Here is an 18,913-nt window from a genome sequence, read left to right as displayed (position 1 = left end):
ATCGCTATGCCCTATACAAGCTCGATACTTCAAACTTATGTTACTACCTCTGAATTGCTATAAATCATCTAAGCCTAAGAAAAATATAGAAACAATACCAATCCAAGCGTAATCAAAGATATGATTAACCATACATTTATACAATTAAAGCTTTTGATGAAATTCCACATTTTGCTATCCCTTAGAAATGGCTAAGGAATTCTACTTTTTTGGGTTTAATTTAAAAATTATAAATTAGTCTGAGCTACAAAAAATTCGACTGTACAACAAGTATTTAAATATATAGTAATTATCCCAAGATATTCATTTAAACACCTAATATCTATAGACATTCTTTATAGTTCATTGTAAAACTTTTCAAAAACTCACCTTTAGCATTGTTTAATTGATAAACAATATTGCCTTGTGTTGTTTTTTTAAATACCTCTGACTCAAACAAATCACTTTTACTACAGATGTTGTTTTTGGTCAGATTTTTATATTTGTTTTCATCAAATTTCTCGCTTAGATCTTCTGTAGACACAATCCCCTTTAAATCTGATACAAGCAACAATCCATTGCTAGTTAACCTAATTCTAGAAATGTTTGTTAAATCATCTGATTGATTGGGCTTAATGTTCGAAAAATTGTGATTAATCACTTTGACTAAGCCATTGTACAGTTCGAGATTAATGATATTGAATTGATCATCAACTGCACCAACTTGCAAAAAAGGTTCGTCTAATGGGCTCTGCGCTTTCAATTCAGCACACAGTAAAAAACTAAGTATAAACAATAAATATCGCAACTTGGTTCTCCTCATCAACAATCCAGTCATTAAAGTAAAACACTGCAAATACAAGTTTAAGCGAGTGCATAACGATAACTAGACTCGCTATACAACCACAAAGTTGTCGGTACTTACTGTCTATATCCCTCCTTTATTCATTAAAAGAAAAAGTGAGATAACTGCATAGGTTCAAAATTAATCCGTTCATACACTAAAAAGCCCACCTTTCGATGAGCTTAGATTTAAAAATTATGAATTGTTCCACTCACTAGATTGAACCCCCAACTCATCATCACCAGTGATCAGAACTGCTGTTAAAATTGGAACTGCTAAAATAACTGGGAAAAGCACAATCCATAGATCAATGGATAGCTGATTCGAAAAAACAAAATGAATCATGATTGCGATTAAAGCCAGTATTCCAAACAAAATACTTGCGAATCGAGTGGCAAATTTTAAAAGCATTTTTTATTCCCCTAGTAATTAAAAATTTTTACTCTATTTACTCTCATAGTTATGTCCTATTTTTAGAAATTAAGCAAAGCCCTTTGAGATAAAATAACCTCTCTTTTGAGGTATATTTACAAAAACCATAAAAAATATATGGATTTCTATAAAACTTAGCACTTTTCGTAGTTTTTATTTTTTCCTTATGTCTGTTGTGAATGAAAAGTCCACTTTTATATGATTAGATTTTTCTCCTTAGATAGCTTGATATAGGCAAATAAGTTGAATTCTAAAATAAACCCTTTTTAGCCAAGCTTTTTGCGACTTTTCGAAATGGACATTATGAAAATCAATAGCTTGATGAATCACGGATCATATTGATTAACGCCTTAAGTGTAGTGGATACATGACGATAGCCTGGATAATAAAGGCTAAGACCACGATACACTGGGCTAAACTTTTCCAAAACGATACTTAATTGCTGATTTTCCACAGCATTTTTTACCAAATGATCAGGTACAAATGCGATACCAATACCATCTATTGCAGCATCAACCATTAATGTTTGATCTGTAAGTGTTAATGGCCCTTTGACATCTATCTTTTCAATAATGCCATTCATATCAAATTCCCAGCGAAAAATTAAGCCACTATCAAAACGGAAACGAATGCAATCATGTTCATAAAGATCATGCGGAACAAGTGGCGTAGAATTTTTTAATAAATAGTCTGGGGATGCGACAGCAACAAAGCGTGCGGTTTCAGTCAAACGGATTGCAACCATTTCTTTAGGTATATCGTCTGCAAGGCGTATGCCTGCATCAAAATTTTCCTCAACAATATTGGTTAATTTACCATCACAAACAATATCTAAATGAACCAATGGATAACGTTGTAAGAACTTTTTAAGAATAGGTTTTAAAACCAACCTGACTGCCCCTTCACTGGCATTGATTCTAAGTACACCACTCGGCTGATCTCTAAAATCATCTAAATGATTTAGCGCATTTGAAATATTTTCCATGGATGGTCGAAGTGAATGAACCAATTGGATTCCGGCATCAGTCAAAGAAACACTGCGTGTGGTTCGATTAAAAAGCCGAACATTTAAGCGGCTTTCCAAACCTTTTATGGCATGACTAATTGCTGAAGGTGTGACGTTTAACTCAACCGAAGCTGCACGGAAGTTTCGATGAGAGGCCACAGATAAAAAAATTGTTAAAGCAAAGAGTTCACCGCTTTTCAATTGATGAGCCATTTTCACTATTCTATAAAGTTTTATGAGATTGTTCTCAATAATATATTTATATAGGCTGAATGGGTACTCAAAATTAATGACGATAAGGAAAATTACAATGCCCAAACATGGTAACTATGCTGTAGAAAAAATAACATTTGATTCACATGGTGATGCAGTGGTTGGCGATTTATATAAGCCAAATACCGATGGAAAACTCCCCGCTGTTATTATTCTTGGGCCATATTCTTTTCAAAAAGAACAGGCACCCACTCAGTATGCGACACGTTTAGCAGATGAAGGCTTTATCACCCTCGCATTTGATCCAAGAACTGTTGGTGAGAGCCAAGGCATGCCACGTCGCCTTGAAAATCCCAAAATGAAAAACGAAGATGTCATTGCTGCAATTGATTACATCTTTACCCGTAACGATGTCGATACCGATAAAATATTTCTATTAGGGGTTTGCCAAGGTGGACCTGAAATGCTGGATATCGCGTCTTATGAAGCACGTGTCAAAGCCGTTGTTTCTGTTACTGGATATTATCGAGATAGAGAAACTGATTTATTTATGCTTGCAGCAGGTGTTACAGAAAATCCATTTGATATTGAATCAGCACCAACGATCGAAGAATTAGAAGCCTTATTAGCGATCCGTTTAAAGAAAGCACAGGATGCCAAAGTTCTTTACGAAACAACGGGGGAAGTTATCTACCAGCCACTCGTATCGCCAGACCTCGGTGATCGCGTCAAAGGCTCGAATGCTGGTTTACCTGGTCCAATTATATGGAGCTGGTATGGAGCATGGACGCTAAAAAACTGGGAGAATCGCTACGCAATTATGAGTGATCTTGATCATTTTTCTTATTCAACTGTAGCTGGCGTTGCAAAACTAAAGAAACCCGCGCTTATCATTCATTCGGATACCTGTATGAATCCAGCAGCGGCTCGACGTCATTTTGATTCAATTCCAACATCAGATAAAAAGCTTATCTGGGAAAATGGAACCAATCATTTCCAGTATTACGAGCAACCCGATATTGTAGATAGAACAGTTGCACATGCGGCAGATTGGTTTTATCAACATCAAAATTAAGATCAAATAGCTTTAGTCGGATATGAAAGATAATCCTTTTAATGCTGCATCGACAATCAACTAAGCGTGATTAAGTTTTGTATGGACAACTCCCTCCTTTCACAAAGGTGAGAAGTCGTCACTTTGCAAAGGGCAAGGATTTAAAAATTCTTTATCATTTCCTTGCCGGCCTAGACAGCATCTTTTCAGTGTCCGTTTCTACCTTAAGTTTTACGATTGCCGTATCCATATTAAAAAACCACCGAATCGGTGGTTTTTCATTAAAATTAATGTACTGCTTCTGCTGAAGACTCTTTATGATCATCATCTTTGGTTTTGGCTAAACTTTTACCCTTGGTTTTTTGAGGATTATTTTTATGTGACTGATAGTAGCAAGCAATTGCAATTCCAGTCCCTAATAATGCTACGGTCTTTAACATGATATACCTCATACTGAATTGAATAACGTCTATTAGGAATAACATTAAATTTCTAATAAAGTATTTCGATATGTGAGTTATGCAAGTTTATGTGAAGCTTTATTACATTTGATTTCAAAGATTCAGATAAATCATCTAAATTTCAGTGTTATGGCTGATTTAAAGTATTTCGGTATTTAACCAAACAGTCACATGGTAAGTTTTTATTATGAGATTTTAATTCCAGCTTAATCATTCTAAAACCATCTAATATTCATCAATCAACACTGATCAAAAATCCTTCCTTAATTTTCAATATCTTTTATATTCGTTCAGCCATATAAAAAGCCCATCTTACGATGAGCTTTTCTAAAACATTGATTACGATTTATATCGCAATACGATAAAGTTGATTTTGATTAAGATAGAAAGATGAACCATCAATATTAAATTGACGATCGTCACCAGATTCTAATTCAATCTTTTTCCCTACTTCGACCCAACTCATACCAGTACGGTTGCTTTGTTGTCTTTTTAAAGGAACGATCTTTACGCGAATTTCATCGCCATTTACTGCAGAGGCTATTGTCCAGCCATTTAAAATATTCATTTTTTCACTCAATTGTTTTGAGCTTTTGCAAACAGAGAAGTATTTAACTATTAAGACCAACAGATATATTTTTGGAACTAACGATAAGAAGGCATCTAACCTTAATTTAAACTTTTGATATTTACATCAGCTTGATATTGCAGAAGTCAGAGTTGAAGCCAACCTTCAAGTCTTGCTTATATATTAAGCACATCTGCTTTAGTATTTTTCATAGTACGCTAATTTAACAGATTATGCAACTTAAATAACATTTGATTATTTTAAATTAAAAGTTCCTATTTATAAAATCGATTTGTGATGTTTATGTACAGGCCTATATTTAGAGATTATTTATATCACCATTTAAAACAAGACAATACAAATATTTGATATTTTTATAAATATATTTTGTCGATATAAACTCAGTTTAGCCAACATATCTCCACATATGGCTCTCACAACTACCTTAGTGTAAGTGGATTAAAAGACTATTATCCAGACTCACTTAACAATTTGAGAAGATTATAATGTCATTTAAAAGTTTTTCACAAAATTCAGCTCAAGCAAATTCAGATACTAAAAACGTTGAGCAAACTCCGCCTAAAGATGCGCCACAAGCAACTCCTGGTGCTACACCGCCTAATCCAAATCAGGACAATAAAGAGGTTAAGCAACCTGATACAAATAAGCCTAAATAACACAAGGGTCTTTTGAAATTTCATAAATGGCTTACGTTGTAGGCTAAGAATGAACAGACCTTAAAGCTTAATCTATAAAAACTTACCGATGTTTGGTAAGTTTTTTCGTTGTTGGTTATATAAATTCAGACTGTATCAACTCAAAATATTCAGCTTTCTCCATGATGTAAAAAAAGCCCACAATAGTGCGGGCTTTTCAGATCGGCATGCTGCGATCTCATGCTCAGCGTTAACTGCTTAGGTTTTAAATCTATTTAGAGGGAATACGCAATTCCTGTAACAACCTAAACACTTCCGTTTCGCTTACGGATTCGATCAAAGCTAAGTTAACACAGATCAGCAGATGAAAGCGGATAAAATATATTTGATTACGCTTTATTTAATAAAGTTTCGCCACACTCAATTCAAATCGTGAGTTTGTATAAATATAAAGCCAAAGTTCTCAGTAAAACTTATAATACCATCACTCTTTCAAATCCAATAAATTATTTAATTAATTGATTTTAAATAACAATAAATTAATATTACCAACATTTACCCCCCTACTCTGCACTTTACAAAGAATCGTTTATTTTAATTTTAACCATCTACTGTAAAACCATCAAAAAACCAATGATCTCAAAGAAGATCAGCCATGCTTAGCCTACAAAGCGTAAGCCCACACCAGGTTCAGTCACAATATATTTGGGTTGTACCGCATTATCATTCAGTTTTCCACGCAATTTGGCCACCAGAATTCTTAGGTAGTGAGTATCTTCCTGATGAGTTGGTCCCCATAAATCACTGAGAATTTGTGGTTGAGTAATCAACTGCCCCTTATGTTGCGCCAATAAAGTCAGCAATTGATATTCCTTACGTGTCAGTGAAATCAGTTGTTGGTTAAGAAATACCTGTCTTTGGGCAAAATCAATTTTTAAAAAACCATCATCAAAAAAAGCGGATTCCACAGCAACGTTTTGAAATTGTCTGAGTAATACGCGGATCCGCGCCATAAGCTCCTGAACACTAAAAGGTTTCGTCACATAATCATTGGCGCCAGCATCCAGTAATTTGACCTTTTCCTCTTCATTGGAACGTACAGACAAAACAATCACAGGGACATGCGACCAAGCTCTCAACTCAGATAAAACTTCTAAACCATCTAAATCAGGCAGTCCTAAATCTAAAATAATTAAATCAGCGCCTTGCAAAGCCAAAAGCTCTAAGCCCTTTTGACCATTTTCAGCCAGTAGCGTTTTATAGCCCTGTGCTCTAAGTCCAATATCGAGAAACTTACGAATTTGAGTTTCATCATCAATAATCAATACATTGGTCATGGAACTTGTCGATACATTGTGTTCTGGCATGCTATTTCCTAAAATCAATATGTGCACTTATCCAATCTGCTGAATCGGCAATTGCATACGAATGCATGTGCCTTGATTATTCTTGGCTGAAGATGCCGAAATTTTACCCATATGTGCACCAATAATGGCTTTAACAATGGTTAAGCCCAACCCCGTACCATACTGTCCGCGATCGCCACGTTCCATAGTATAGAACATATCAAAAATTCGCTCTCGTTCATCTTCTGGGATACCCAAACCTTGATCGCTAATCGAAATTTCAATTTCGTTTTCATTGAGTTGTAAGACTTTAATCGTTACCGCTTTATTCTCTGGGGAAAACTTGGCTGCATTTTCCAATACATTAAAAATCGCTTGTTCGATCAAAGCAGCATGAACAAATAGGCTCAATGTTTGCTCTGGTAAATCAACCTCAACAAGACTATGCGGCATATAGCGTTTTAAACGGCGTACCGCTGAACCAATCAACTCATCGACACCAATCCAATCTCGTTTAAGACTTAAACCTTCATGCCCTAGCCGTGTCATATCCAATAAATTCTGAATATAACGATCCAGTCGTTCGCCTTCCAAATGAATGGCTTCCAATAAGCTGTCTTGATCTTGTTCATCCATCGAATGCCGATAATTACTCAAAGTATCAGCTGCACCAATCATAGAGGCTAAAGGTGAACGTAAATCATGAGAGACGGAGGATAACAAGGCCGAACGTAATCTCTCGGTTTCTGAACTGACATTGGCGATTTCCAATGCTTTAGTGAGTTGGGTTCGAGAAATTGCTTGAGCAATATATTCAACCATGGTTTCAGTCAGTTGCTTCTGTTCAGTATTTAAAACCGATACATTTTTAAGAAACTTAACCCCGACCACACCAAAACACTGTTTGGAAGCCAATAATGGTAAAAACCACCAATCATTTTCAGTTAATGTTTGGGTAAACCGTCCCGATGGTTGATGGTTCTTAAATGTCCAATCTGCTGAAATTTTTTCTTTATTGTTAATGACCTCAAGTGATGATGTTGATGATTCTGGGAAATAAAACCAGATTTCGGCATTTAAATTTTTACTTAAACTGTTTTCTGCAATCTCCTGCACTTGCTTTAAATCGATCGCGGTAGACAGCTTTTGACCTAAATCCTGCATAATGCTGTTATAACTATTTGCAGTCTTTAAAGCCGTTACCTGTTCTCTCAGTCTTGATGCCAAACGGCTTGAAATCAGTGCAGCGCCAAGAAAAGCAACCACGGTAATCACACCCTGATGTGCAGAAATTTGTAAAGTAAATTTGGGTGAAATAAAGAAAAAGTTATAAGCAAAAAAGAACAACAGTGCTGAAAGCACAGCGGCCAGCATTCGTGTTTTAGATGCCACAAAAACCACAGCGGTGATAAAAATCACCGAAAGCTCTTCAATCCCTAAATACTTTTCACCTAAACTGGCAATCACAATACTGATCACAGTGGTGGATAACACATAAAACATTTCTCTTAAACTTAGAAATGAATGCGTATCTTGAAAAAATGATTGCTGACGATGTTCTGCAAGAGTTGGGACGATACTCAATTCAAAACTTGGCTGATATTTAAGTAATTGATCAACAAAATTTACGACACCCAATGCAAAGGTCTTACGATGCGATTGTGCCAATACCAAGGTTGAAATCCCTCGATCCATCACATAATCAAACAGCGTTTTTGCATGTTGCTGACCATAAAGGATTTCAGTCATCCCACCCAATTGACGGGTGAGGTTTAAAGCGCGTTCAATTTCTCGACTGGATAAACTATCTTGTTTTTCGCTTATTTTTGAATCTTTAGAAAAGACCACCACCGTCCAATTTGCCTGACGATTTTCTGCAATACGACAACCAGCACGAACCAACGCCTCAGCCTGCCCATTGCCCTCAATCATAATTAAAATATGATTTTTTAGAGGAATTGGCACAAGCCCTTGTATAGCAAAATTTTCTCGAACATCGGTATCGACATGACTGGCAACCGTCTGCATTGCCAATTCACGCAATGCGGTCAGATTTGAACTGTTGAAGAATCTTTGCAAAGCTTGTTCAGCTTGCTCAGGTACATAGACTTTGCCCTGATTTAAACGCTCAAGTAATTCATTGACAGGTAAATCAATTAACCGAATATCACGGATCCGCTCAAAGACCCGATCAGGTACAGTCTCAGTCACCCTAATACCGGTAATTTGATAGACCACATCATTTAAACTTTCTAGATGCTGAATATTCATCGTGGTAAATACATCAATACCCGCATCCAGTAATTCATTGATGTCTTGCCAACGTTTTTCATGACGACTATTTGGCATATTGCTATGCGCGAATTCATCCACTAAAACAATACTGGGTTTGCTTGCCAGCACAGCATCAAGATCCATTTCTTCAAGATAATGTCCTTGATACTCAATTGCCTTTCTTGGAATGATCACCAAACCTGAGATGAGGTTTTCAGTTTCAATGCGACCATGGGTTTCAACATAGCCGATCACAATGTTGATCCCTTGCAAAGCCAGTTCGTGCGCACGCACTAACATTGCAAAAGTCTTCCCCACACCGGGTGCAGCACCTAAAAATATAGTGAGCCGCCCAGATTGATAACGCTGAGTGTGTTGCAGTAAAACATCTGCTTTATTGTTTCTATAATCGCTCATCGCCGTCTGCTTGTTTAAAAATTACATCACTGTGCTGTTTCTTTGCGAGCATTCAATACAGCAAAGAAACACAGGAAAACCGTCTTTTGATTAAGCTTGAATCATTTACAATCTAAAAGAGGGAGTATTGTAAATTTATACGAAAATAAAATCCCAATAATGCCCTCTTCTAAACAATCAGAGAGAATCAGTTACATCAGCGCTGATTCATTTTGCTTTGCTGATCTCAATCCATCTATTGAGTTCCAATTTGATCCAAAGCCAAATTTAATTCAAGTACATTGACTCTGGCTTGTCCTAAAACTCCAAATATCGGTTGTATACTATTTTCTTGCAACAACCTTAGCACATCCTGTTCCTGCAAATGTCTTGCTTTGGCAATGCGTTTTACTTGAATCATTGCAGATTGCACAGTGATTTCAGGATCAATTCCGCTGCCTGAAGCCGTGACCAAATCCGCAGGAATAGCGGTTTTTTCAACGTGATCCTGTATCGCAATTTTACTTAAACGTTCCTCTACTGCTTTGTGTAAATCAGGATTGGTTCGTGCCATATTACTTCCCGCCATTGCCATTGGGTCATAATTGGCAGCAGAAGGTCTTGGGTGGAAATATTGCGCTTGTACAAAAGGCTGTGCAACCAGTTGAGAACCGACAACTCGATCATTTTCAACGATCAAACTACCATTGGCTTGTTCATCAAAAAGAATTTGTCCCAACCCTGTTGCCGCAGCACTGTAGACAAAACCACATAAACCCAACGCGACAATGGTTAATCCAAGCGATGCTCGTGTTAATCCAGCGAATGATGACTCAACCAATCGATTATTTTCAGTATTCATTTTAATCATCCTCAAAATTTCTAAAGTGCCAATAAGGGGCTGATCATCAGATCAATCAGCTTGATCGCAATAAATGGCAACACCACACCACCTACACCGTAGATCAGCATATTTCGACGTAATAATTGCGTCGATGTTGAAGGCTTAAACTTCACCCCACGTAAAGCAATTGGAATCAATAATGGGATAATGATCGCATTGAAAATCAGTGCAGAGAGAATTGCACTTTCTGAACTTCCCAAGCGCATCACATTTAAAGCTTGCATTTGAGGAATGGCTGCCACAAATAAAGCAGGTAAAATTGCAAAGTATTTTGAAACGTCATTGGCCAATGAAAAGGTGGTCAATGCACCACGCGTAATCAACTGCTGTTTACCAATCTCAACGACAGACAATAATTTGGTTGGATCTGAATCCAAGTCCACCATATTGCCCGCTTCTTTTGCAGCCTGTGTCCCTGAGTTCATCGCCAAACCAATATCCGCTTGTGCCAAAGCAGGCGCATCATTGGTTCCATCGCCAACCATAGCGACCAAATGACCTTTATTCTGTTCAACACGAATACAATTTAACTTATCTTCAGGTTTCGCTTCAGCGATGTAGTCATCAACACCTGCTTCCGCCGCAATAGCAGCAGCTGTTAAAGGGTTATCACCTGTGACCATGACTGTTTTAATGCCCATTTCACGCAAACGAGCAAATTTTTCCTTGATGCCTTGTTTGATCACATCTGAAAGTTCAATAACCCCAAGAATATTTTGATCTTTTGCCACCACTAACGGCGTCGCGCCTTTTGAAGCAACCTGTTCTACACGCGTTTTAAGCTCACTATGATTTTCAAGATTTTGTGAAGCGAATTTAACAATCGCATCCAGTGCCCCTTTACGGATTTGCTGTCCATTTGATAAATTTATACCAGAGATTCGAGTTGCGGCATTGAAGGCAATAAACTCTACCTGTTCAGGTTCAACAATATGTTCTCCTTGCTCTTTTGCCAAAACCACAATGGATTTACCCTCTGGTGTTGGGTCAGCAAGTGAGGTCAATATCGCAGCTTGACGCAGTTCTGACTCAGTCACCCCAGTCAGTGGGAAAAATGCTGTTGCCTGACGGTCACCATAGGTGATGGTTCCTGTTTTATCGAGTAACAATACATCTACATCACCCGCCACTTCGACAGCTTTACCCGATTTGGCAATCACATTGGCTTTTAACGCCCGATTCATCCCCGCAATACCGATTGCAGGCAACAAGCCACCGATTGTGGTTGGAATCAAACACACCAACAAAGCCACCAAGAGAATCGGATTAATTTCAATTTTTAAGAAATGCCCAATAAAAGGTAAACTCACCACCACCGCGATAAAGGTCACAGTCATCACAGTCAGTAAAATACCCAGAGCGATTTCATTCGGTGTTTTTTGACGATTGGAGCCCTCAACCAAAGCAATCATTCGGTCAAGAAAGCTATTCCCCGCTTCAGCAGTCACCTGTACCACGATACGATCCGTTAAAACTTTAGTTCCACCAATCACACCCGATTTATCTGTACCTGCTTCACGTAAAACTGGTGCTGACTCACCTGTTACCGCAGCTTCATTAATAGTCGCAAAACCATGAACAATTTCACCATCCGCAGGAACCAGTTCCCCTGCACGGACTTCAATCAGATCATTCATTTTTAATAAGGTTGCAGCGATTTGCACGCCCTCTAGATCATCTTTAGAACTGAGTCGACGTGCGGTTAAATTTTGACGCGCTTGTCTTAAGGAAGAGGCTTGACCTCGACCTTTGGCTTCTGCAATGGCTTCGGCATAATTGGCAAATAACACGGTGATAAATAAAATCAACGTCACCGCTAAACCAAATACGGTATCGGCTTGACCCGTTAAAGTACTAACCAGTGTGATGATCGTGCCTAGCCATACAATCGCCATCACTGGATTTTTAATTGCATGTTGTGGCAACAATTTAATCAAGGCATTTTTCCAAGCTTCACCTTGGAATAAAGTTGATGATTTATTTTGAGTAGATTGTTTTAAATGATTCATGTTATTCACCCTAGCCTTGTACCAATAACAGCTGATCAGTGATCGGTCCTAAAACAAGGACTGGCATAAATTGTAATAAGGTCAACATCACCACAATAGCAATCAGAGTGAAAGCAAAGGTTGGCGTTTCCACTTTTAAACTACCACTACTTTCAGGGGCTTGACGCTTTGCAGCTAAACGAGCAGCAATCATTAAAGGAATGATCAATGTTGGAAAACGTCCAAGTAGTAAAGCGATGACACAGCTCACGTTCCACCACACGGTATTGTCCGCTAAACCTTCAAAACCAGAACCATTATTGGCAAAGGCCGAAACATACTCATACAACACTTGTGAAATGGCATGATATTGCGGATTGCTATTGCCTGTAAGTTCAGGGAAAAACAAAGCAACTGAGCTTAAACCGAGAATCGTAATCGGCTGAATCAAAATCACCACAGCAAGTAATTTGATTTCTCCTGCTTCAATTTTGCGGCCAAATAATTCAGGTGTACGACCTGTCATCAAACCTGCAATAAATACAGCCAAAAACAGATAGATCATAAATTGCTGTAAGCCACAGCCGATCCCGCCCCAAATCGCATTAATCAGCATATTCGCCAGCGCCACTAAACCTGTTAATGGTGATGCAGAGTCATGCATCATATTGACGGAACCATTGTTGACCTGTGTGGTTATGGCGGCCCACAATGCGGAAGATGCTTCACCAAAACGCACTTCCTTTCCTTCCATGGCATAAATTTGCATCGCGGAAGATGATAGGCTTTCAGACCAAATCGCCGCTGTAGCTGAAACAACCGACATCAGCAACATTGAGCCAAAAACAAAGCCAGCAAATTTTGCGCGTTTGGTTAAAAAACCCAACATAAAAATCACTGCAACAGGGATAAGTAGAATCGCGATCATCTCTAAGAAATTTGAAAATGGGGTTGGATTTTCCAATGGCACACTACTGTTAGGTCCATACCAACCACCACCATTACTACCCAATTGCTTAATCGCAACCATGGGTGCAACTGGACCAAGTGGAATTTTTTGAGTTTTTAATTCAGTGGTTTGGTCAATCACTTGAACTTCTGGGCCACCTTGAAAGGTTGATGGCACACCTTGGCTATTGAGTAATAATGACCAAATCATGCATAACGGAATTAAAAAACGAAAGGTTGGACGGATCACGTCGGCCCAATAATTACCCACATTGATTTTTTCAACTTTATTTTGAAAGCTTAGGTTTTGATCTGTTTCTGACAAAGCATTGGATTGCGGATAAAACAACGCACGTACGGTTGCAACCACCATTGCCAACCCCATCATTGGGGTAATGATTTGCAATCCAACTATTCCAACCATCTGTGATAAATATGACAGTTGCGCTTGACCTGAATAGTGCTGTTGGTTGGTATTGGTCAGAAATGAAATCATGGTATGCAGGGCTAAATCCCATGACATATTCGGCGCATTGTTTGGATTGAGTGGCAAGCTTGCTTGGCACATAAACAACAGCCAAGTCACCAGTCCAATGACGATACAGCTCGCCACAAAGCTAAGTGAATAGGTCTTCGCATTCATCCCTTGATCAGGATGTGTACCCAAAACACGATAAATCGGTTTTTCAATCCAGTTAAAAATTGGATCAATTTTCATCTCTCGGTTTTGCATAATACAAGCAAGATACTTCCCTAAAGGAAAAGCCAAAAGCACTACTATTACCAAGACTAAGATAAACTCTAACATGACATTCCCCCCCAACTTGATTGGCTCAAATTAAAAATGTCGATATTACAATGATTTATATGTTTTTGAAGTACGCATAATTTTGGATGCTGTACTTGTTGATGCGCTATATATTTAGCACTCATCTTTTTCATCCTAAACGCTGGGATATTCCACAACTCAGTATCCGCAAATACCCCGTAAACTCTCTATTTACAGTCAGATCAGCCGCGTAAAAATTTCGTAAAATTTTGTCTTTTTTGATTTATAAACAGCGTTAAATACATTACAAAGGTTCAAATTTTAGAACGCTTGTTTATTTTATTTATGGAAAATTTTGAACTACTTAAAGCATTGTTTTTGGGGTTAATCGAAGGCTTAACTGAATTTTTACCCATTTCAAGTACAGGCCATCTGATCTTATTTGGTCATCTCATTGATTTTCACTCAGATTCGGGACGCGTGTTTGAAGTGGTAATCCAATTGGGTGCAATCTTGGCCGTATGTTGGCTGTATCGACAAAAAATCATCGAATTAATTCGCGGCTTTTTCTCAGGCGATATTGCAGCTAGACGTTTTGCGATTAATGTCTTAGTTGCTTTTATTCCTGCTGTGGTGATCGGGGTTTTAGCGGTAGATTTTATTAAACAGGTGCTGTTTAGTCCTTTGGTTGTGGCTTTTGCTTTAATCATCGGGGGTTTCATTATTTTTGCTGTAGAAGCCAGAAAGTTTGAACCTAAAACCATTGAAGCCACTGACATTACCTTAAAACAGGCAATTTTGGTTGGATTTGCCCAATGTCTTGCCATGATTCCGGGAACATCACGTTCAGGCGCCACCATTATTGGTGGGATGTTGTCTGGTTTATCACGTAAAGCGGCAACTGAATTTTCTTTTTTCCTTGCAATGCCAACCATGTTAGGTGCTGCAACCTATGATTTAATTCGAAATGCAGATGTTTTAACCTCAGATAACCTGATTAATATTTCAGTAGGGTTTGTTGCTGCATTTATTGCTGCGCTCTTGGTGGTAAAAGCTTTGGTCAAATTTGTTGAAAAACATACATTGAGAGTATTTGCTTGGTACCGTGTGGTATTGGGTATTATTTTACTGTTTGTGTTTTTATAATCATGTGAATTAATAGCAGATAAATTTAAGTCTGCTTATGTTTTTTTATCATATTGACCCACTTACCTTGTGGGTCTTTTTTTATCTCTTAAATATAGTCAACCTATCAAAAAACTCAAAAACAAGAATATAATTTCTCTTAATCAATATTTTTCAATTAAATTAATTACATAGAAAATTAAATTATTTGATTATAAAAAAGCTTGCAATGCCACACATTACGTTCAAAGTTTAAATAACTTTGCGTAGGCGATGCCTCACTTTTCAGAGATGAAAAGTGACAAAAATCTTCTGTTAGGCGAGGGGTACGTCCTGTACCCCCGCCTAACGGCGACATCCCTGTCGCCCCACGATAGGATAACCATCTAGGATTCAAAAGTACAAAAACCGAATGAATAATCAATAGTTTCTAAGAATTCATACAAAAACATAAGCTTCATTTATGATCAGTGATTTGATATAAATCACTTGTATGAATAATTAAGTGGTTTGACTATAAGATGAGGGCGATTTCATCTTGCTCTATGGATTTTAAAAGGCCTTATATAAAGAAGCCTAATATTTAACAGGGAATGTTAAAGACTGAAAAACTCAGACTAAAATCCTCATACGGTCTATATAGACAAAGGATCACTTAGATAAAGCCACTCAATTCTTTATATATTTGATCAAGCCTTTAATGATCTAATTTTCAAGTACTTTCATCTTCAGAAATATCTTCAAAGTGTTTATCATCATTAAAACCATTTTCATAACCAAAGTCATTTTGGCTATTAAATGAATATTCACGATCATTTTCAAAGGTATTGTAACTGTGTTGATGATCAAATTTTGCAAGAGAGGCTTTGATATTTGAACGTGGATGGCGTGTAGGCAGAACAGTAGAAATTGAATGTTTATAGATAATTTGCATTTGCCCTACACTGTTTCTCAATAACACAACGTATGAATCAAAAGATTCAATATGCCCCTGTAATTTAATCCCATTGGTCAGAAAAATAAAAACTGGAATATGTTTTTTTCGGAGAGAATTTAACAGTGGATCTTGTAAAGTTTGAATTTTAGACATATTACGCTCCCAAAACTTTTAAATACTTAAAAAATATCGTTTTTAAATAAAATTTATAATTAGACGCATCCTGCGAATTTTACTTTTCTTCCAAAATAGATGAATCAACGCTACCATCTACCCCCTAATCTTTGAATTTCAACGTGAATATTTATATAGATTACTTAATCGGTGTAGCAGGCATCAGCATTTTTGAATGATCCATCTTCATCATCACATGTGCCATATCGACCCCACTCGATTGTGCGTTTTGCGCCATATCTGATGAATGTACATGCTGTTGTTCTGCATGATCATTAGTGGGCTTTTGGGCTTCATTCTGTGCATTACAAGGCTTTAGAGAACATTGCATTTGCATTTTTACTGCTGCTTGAGGATCAGTTTCATTTGGTGTTTTAGAAGCATCTGCCCAAGATTGAGTTGCAATCATTAGTGTACCCATACAGAACACTTTTATTAAACTTCGACGTAAAATCACTCGCATTTGTACCTCTCCAAGCTTGAGATTCTTACTCGTACAATAAAGCGCGCTATTGAACATTCAGATGACTTGAAAGTGACATTTATGTAATCTATATCTTTCTTAAGTTTTATCACGCTATTATATTTTAAAGAGTATTCTAGGAATCGAACATGAGAATATTATTAGTCGAAGATGAGCAAAAAACGGGTGACTACCTTAAACAAGGTTTATCTGAAGCAGGTTATATTACTGACTGGGTTACAGATGGACTCACAGGTAAACAATACGCACTTTCTGAAGATTATGATGTGATCATATTAGACGTCATGTTACCGGGGGTAGATGGCTGGCATATCATAGAAGCCGTTCGTAAGAACGGAAAAACTATGCCTATTTTATTCTTAACAGCGCGAGATCAAATTGAAGACCGCGTAAAAGGCTTAGAGTTGGGTGCAGATGATTATCTGGTAAAGCCTTTCGCTTTTGCTGAACTTCTCGCAAGAATAAAAAGTTTACTGCGTCGAGGACAGCAAAGAGAAGACAGTAACTTAATTAGTATTGCCAATCTTGAACTTGATATCAGAAAACGACGTGTAACGCGTGAAGGACAACGTATCGACCTGACTGCGAAAGAGTTTGCATTGATGGAACTATTTATGCGGAGACGTGGAGAAATTTTGCCTAGAGCACTGATTGCCTCTCAAGTCTGGGATATGAACTTTGACAGTGACACCAATGTTGTCGAAGTTGCGATTAAACGCTTAAGAAATAAAATTGACAGTAACTTTACGCCTAAACTGATTCAGAATATTCGAGGAATGGGGTATGTGCTAGAGGTAGAAGATGAGGCGTAAGCTGTTCAATGCGATCAGTTTTCGAATCGCGATTCTTTTTTCCCTCTCCACAGTAACAATTTTAATCCTCATGGGCTTTGTGATACAGCTAGGGGTTTCACAGCACTTTGAAGATGAAGATCGGGTATTACTTGAGGGAAAAATTCAGCTGATACAAAATCTCTTAAAACAAAATCCAACCAATACGCCTGAGCTTAATGTGGCATTAAAAGATTCACTGATTGGACATGATAATTTGATTGTGCAAGTTGAACGTCCGCTGAATCAAATTGTATTTAATTCTGCACAAATAGCCATCGCGCCACAAGTCATTGCGAATCCAGATCTGAATCAATGGATTAAATGGAAATTACAAGATAAAAGTTATCGTGGACTGGTCTATCAAAATATTTTTGAAGAAGATGAAGATGCACAATCTACCCAAATTGTTGTTGCGATTGATACTTCAGAACACATGCTCTTTTTAAATGAATTTAAACATCAGCTATTTTATATTTGTTTAATTGGTGCACTATGTTTAATGTTTTTAGGATGGTTTGCTGTTTGGCGAGGATTGCGTCCGATAAAAAAAATAGCCGAAGTTGTAGAAGGTATTTCAGCGCAAAATTTGTCTGAGCGTTTAGAAGTTGAGCATACTCCAACAGAATTAAAATCATTGACGATCGCCTTTAATGAAATGCTTGATCGTTTAGAGTCAGCTTTAGAAAAACTTTCAGACTTTTCATCGGATCTTGCACATGAAATTCGCACACCGATCAACAATTTAATGACGCAAACGCAAGTGTGTTTATCCCGCAGTCGAGATATAGATGCCTATAAAGAAGTCTTATTTTCGAACTTAGAAGAGTTTGAACATCTGGCAAGAATCGTTTCAGATATGTTGTTTTTGGCCAAAGCAGAAAATGGTCTTAACCTTAAAAACCTACAAACCATTCATTTATACGAAGAATTCAACACTTTGTTTGAGTTTTATGATGCTTTAGCAGCAGAAAAACATATGACATTTCATCTGGTCGGTACTGGAAAAGTCAATGCAAATATTGCGATGCTACGCCGTGCGCTGAGTAATTTAATCTCCAATGCAATTAAATATGGCAAGTCGAACTCTGTCATTCAAATTAAATGTCAACAAACAGCAGAGCACACCAGTTTTTCAGTTGAAAATGAAGGCCCTACCTTATCCCCTGAACAATTATCTCGACTGTTTGACCGTTTCTATCGAACAGATGCCTCTCGCCAACGTGTTGAAGATGGTACAGGTTTAGGACTTGCGATCACCAAGTCTATATTGGCCTTACATGGTGCAAGCATCCAAGCAGAATCACGAGATGGTTTAGTGATCTTCACGGTGATTTTTAAAAATGAATATCTTCCAACATGATATACAGAGCAAAAGTATCTTAAATAAAATCACATCTTCAAGCAGCTGTTGAAAATACAGCTGTAAAAAGTTGAATTACAGCTCAATTATTAATAAAAAATAAACTTTTCCGACTAATGCGTGTTTAATTTGCCTTAAAAATCTTTTAATATTTCTTATTAT

At 37.5% G+C, this 18,913-nt stretch carries 17 protein-coding genes; 5 read left to right on the top strand and 12 right to left on the bottom strand.

The annotated features are described in order from the left end of the window. Positions 1 to 322: 322 nt before the first annotated feature. The 3 genes from GJV03_RS16125 to GJV03_RS16115 form a co-directional block, all read right to left on the bottom strand. A complete protein-coding gene (locus GJV03_RS16125) occupies positions 323 to 787 on the bottom strand; it encodes a hypothetical protein (RefSeq protein WP_252720723.1) in 465 nt (154 codons plus the stop codon). A gap of 231 nt (positions 788 to 1,018) precedes the next feature. Next, entirely contained in the window at positions 1,019 to 1,234 is a 216-nt protein-coding gene (locus tag GJV03_RS16120; RefSeq protein ID WP_105714551.1) for a hypothetical protein, read from the bottom strand. Positions 1,235 to 1,565: 331 nt separating this feature from the next. Beyond that, positions 1,566 to 2,474 carry a LysR family transcriptional regulator gene (locus tag GJV03_RS16115; RefSeq protein WP_105714552.1) on the bottom strand — a complete coding sequence of 303 codons (909 nt, stop codon included), beginning with the start codon at positions 2,472 to 2,474 and terminating at the stop codon, positions 1,566 to 1,568. 97 nt (positions 2,475 to 2,571) lie between these two features. Between GJV03_RS16115 and GJV03_RS16110 the strand changes: the two genes are divergently transcribed. Beyond that, on the top strand, positions 2,572 to 3,549 hold the full coding sequence (locus GJV03_RS16110; RefSeq protein WP_105714553.1) for an alpha/beta hydrolase: 978 nt from the start codon (positions 2,572 to 2,574) through the stop codon (positions 3,547 to 3,549). A gap of 266 nt (positions 3,550 to 3,815) precedes the next feature. On the opposite strand, the gene GJV03_RS21525 is transcribed toward GJV03_RS16110, so the two are convergent. Both GJV03_RS21525 and GJV03_RS16105 read right to left on the bottom strand, forming a co-directional pair. After that, positions 3,816 to 3,968 (bottom strand): hypothetical protein, encoded by a 153-nt coding sequence (locus GJV03_RS21525; RefSeq protein ID WP_004722095.1) that lies wholly within the window; start codon positions 3,966 to 3,968, stop codon positions 3,816 to 3,818. Between the two features lie 367 nt (positions 3,969 to 4,335). Then, the gene (locus tag GJV03_RS16105; RefSeq protein WP_004722098.1) at positions 4,336 to 4,557 is read right to left on the bottom strand and encodes a hypothetical protein; all 222 of its coding nucleotides are present in this window, start codon (positions 4,555 to 4,557) and stop codon (positions 4,336 to 4,338) included. A gap of 506 nt (positions 4,558 to 5,063) precedes the next feature. Here GJV03_RS16105 and GJV03_RS21520 point away from each other — a divergent pair. Then, positions 5,064 to 5,234, top strand: coding sequence for a hypothetical protein (locus GJV03_RS21520; protein WP_004722100.1), 171 nt, complete (start codon positions 5,064 to 5,066; stop codon positions 5,232 to 5,234). A gap of 638 nt (positions 5,235 to 5,872) precedes the next feature. Here the strand turns inward: GJV03_RS21520 and GJV03_RS16100 are convergent. From GJV03_RS16100 to kdpA, 5 genes are all read right to left on the bottom strand, one after another. Further along, positions 5,873 to 6,580 carry a response regulator gene (locus GJV03_RS16100; protein ID WP_154130552.1) on the bottom strand — a complete coding sequence of 236 codons (708 nt, stop codon included), beginning with the start codon at positions 6,578 to 6,580 and terminating at the stop codon, positions 5,873 to 5,875. Positions 6,581 to 6,607: 27 nt separating this feature from the next. Then, complete coding sequence (locus GJV03_RS16095; RefSeq protein WP_154130551.1) at positions 6,608 to 9,250, bottom strand: sensor histidine kinase KdpD; 2,643 nt, start codon at positions 9,248 to 9,250, stop codon at positions 6,608 to 6,610. A 235-nt stretch (positions 9,251 to 9,485) separates the two neighbouring features. Then, positions 9,486 to 10,091, bottom strand: coding sequence for a potassium-transporting ATPase subunit KdpC (gene kdpC / locus GJV03_RS16090; protein WP_154130550.1), 606 nt, complete (start codon positions 10,089 to 10,091; stop codon positions 9,486 to 9,488). 20 nt (positions 10,092 to 10,111) lie between these two features. Continuing rightward, positions 10,112 to 12,142 (bottom strand): potassium-transporting ATPase subunit KdpB, encoded by a 2,031-nt coding sequence (gene kdpB, locus GJV03_RS16085; protein ID WP_154130549.1) that lies wholly within the window; start codon positions 12,140 to 12,142, stop codon positions 10,112 to 10,114. 10 nt (positions 12,143 to 12,152) lie between these two features. Then, positions 12,153 to 13,877 (bottom strand): potassium-transporting ATPase subunit KdpA, encoded by a 1,725-nt coding sequence (gene kdpA, locus GJV03_RS16080; protein WP_154130548.1) that lies wholly within the window; start codon positions 13,875 to 13,877, stop codon positions 12,153 to 12,155. Between the two features lie 306 nt (positions 13,878 to 14,183). On the opposite strand from kdpA, the gene GJV03_RS16075 reads away from it, so the two are divergent. Further along, positions 14,184 to 14,984, top strand: a complete 801-nt coding sequence (locus tag GJV03_RS16075) for an undecaprenyl-diphosphate phosphatase (protein ID WP_154130547.1) — start codon at positions 14,184 to 14,186, stop codon at positions 14,982 to 14,984. A 691-nt stretch (positions 14,985 to 15,675) separates the two neighbouring features. Here the strand turns inward: GJV03_RS16075 and hfq are convergent. Together hfq and GJV03_RS16065 are read right to left on the bottom strand one after the other, a co-directional pair. After that, positions 15,676 to 16,053, bottom strand: a complete 378-nt coding sequence (gene hfq / locus GJV03_RS16070) for an RNA chaperone Hfq (protein ID WP_151956549.1) — start codon at positions 16,051 to 16,053, stop codon at positions 15,676 to 15,678. Between the two features lie 160 nt (positions 16,054 to 16,213). Further along, positions 16,214 to 16,537 (bottom strand): hypothetical protein, encoded by a 324-nt coding sequence (locus GJV03_RS16065; RefSeq protein ID WP_154130546.1) that lies wholly within the window; start codon positions 16,535 to 16,537, stop codon positions 16,214 to 16,216. Between the two features lie 149 nt (positions 16,538 to 16,686). On the opposite strand from GJV03_RS16065, the gene GJV03_RS16060 reads away from it, so the two are divergent. Together GJV03_RS16060 and GJV03_RS16055 are read left to right on the top strand one after the other, a co-directional pair. Beyond that, a complete protein-coding gene (locus tag GJV03_RS16060) occupies positions 16,687 to 17,370 on the top strand; it encodes a heavy metal response regulator transcription factor (RefSeq protein ID WP_004722117.1) in 684 nt (227 codons plus the stop codon). Then, positions 17,360 to 18,751 carry a heavy metal sensor histidine kinase gene (locus GJV03_RS16055; protein WP_154130545.1) on the top strand — a complete coding sequence of 464 codons (1,392 nt, stop codon included), beginning with the start codon at positions 17,360 to 17,362 and terminating at the stop codon, positions 18,749 to 18,751. The genes GJV03_RS16060 and GJV03_RS16055 overlap by 11 nt, the downstream gene beginning before the upstream one ends. The last annotated feature ends 162 nt before the right edge of the window (positions 18,752 to 18,913 follow it).

The sequence above is a fragment of the Acinetobacter sp. RIT698 genome, from assembly GCF_009668065.1.
Classification (GTDB): domain Bacteria; phylum Pseudomonadota; class Gammaproteobacteria; order Pseudomonadales; family Moraxellaceae; genus Acinetobacter; species Acinetobacter guillouiae.
The sequence above is the reverse complement of the archived record's forward strand: the minus strand, read 5'-3'. Positions and strand labels throughout refer to the sequence as shown.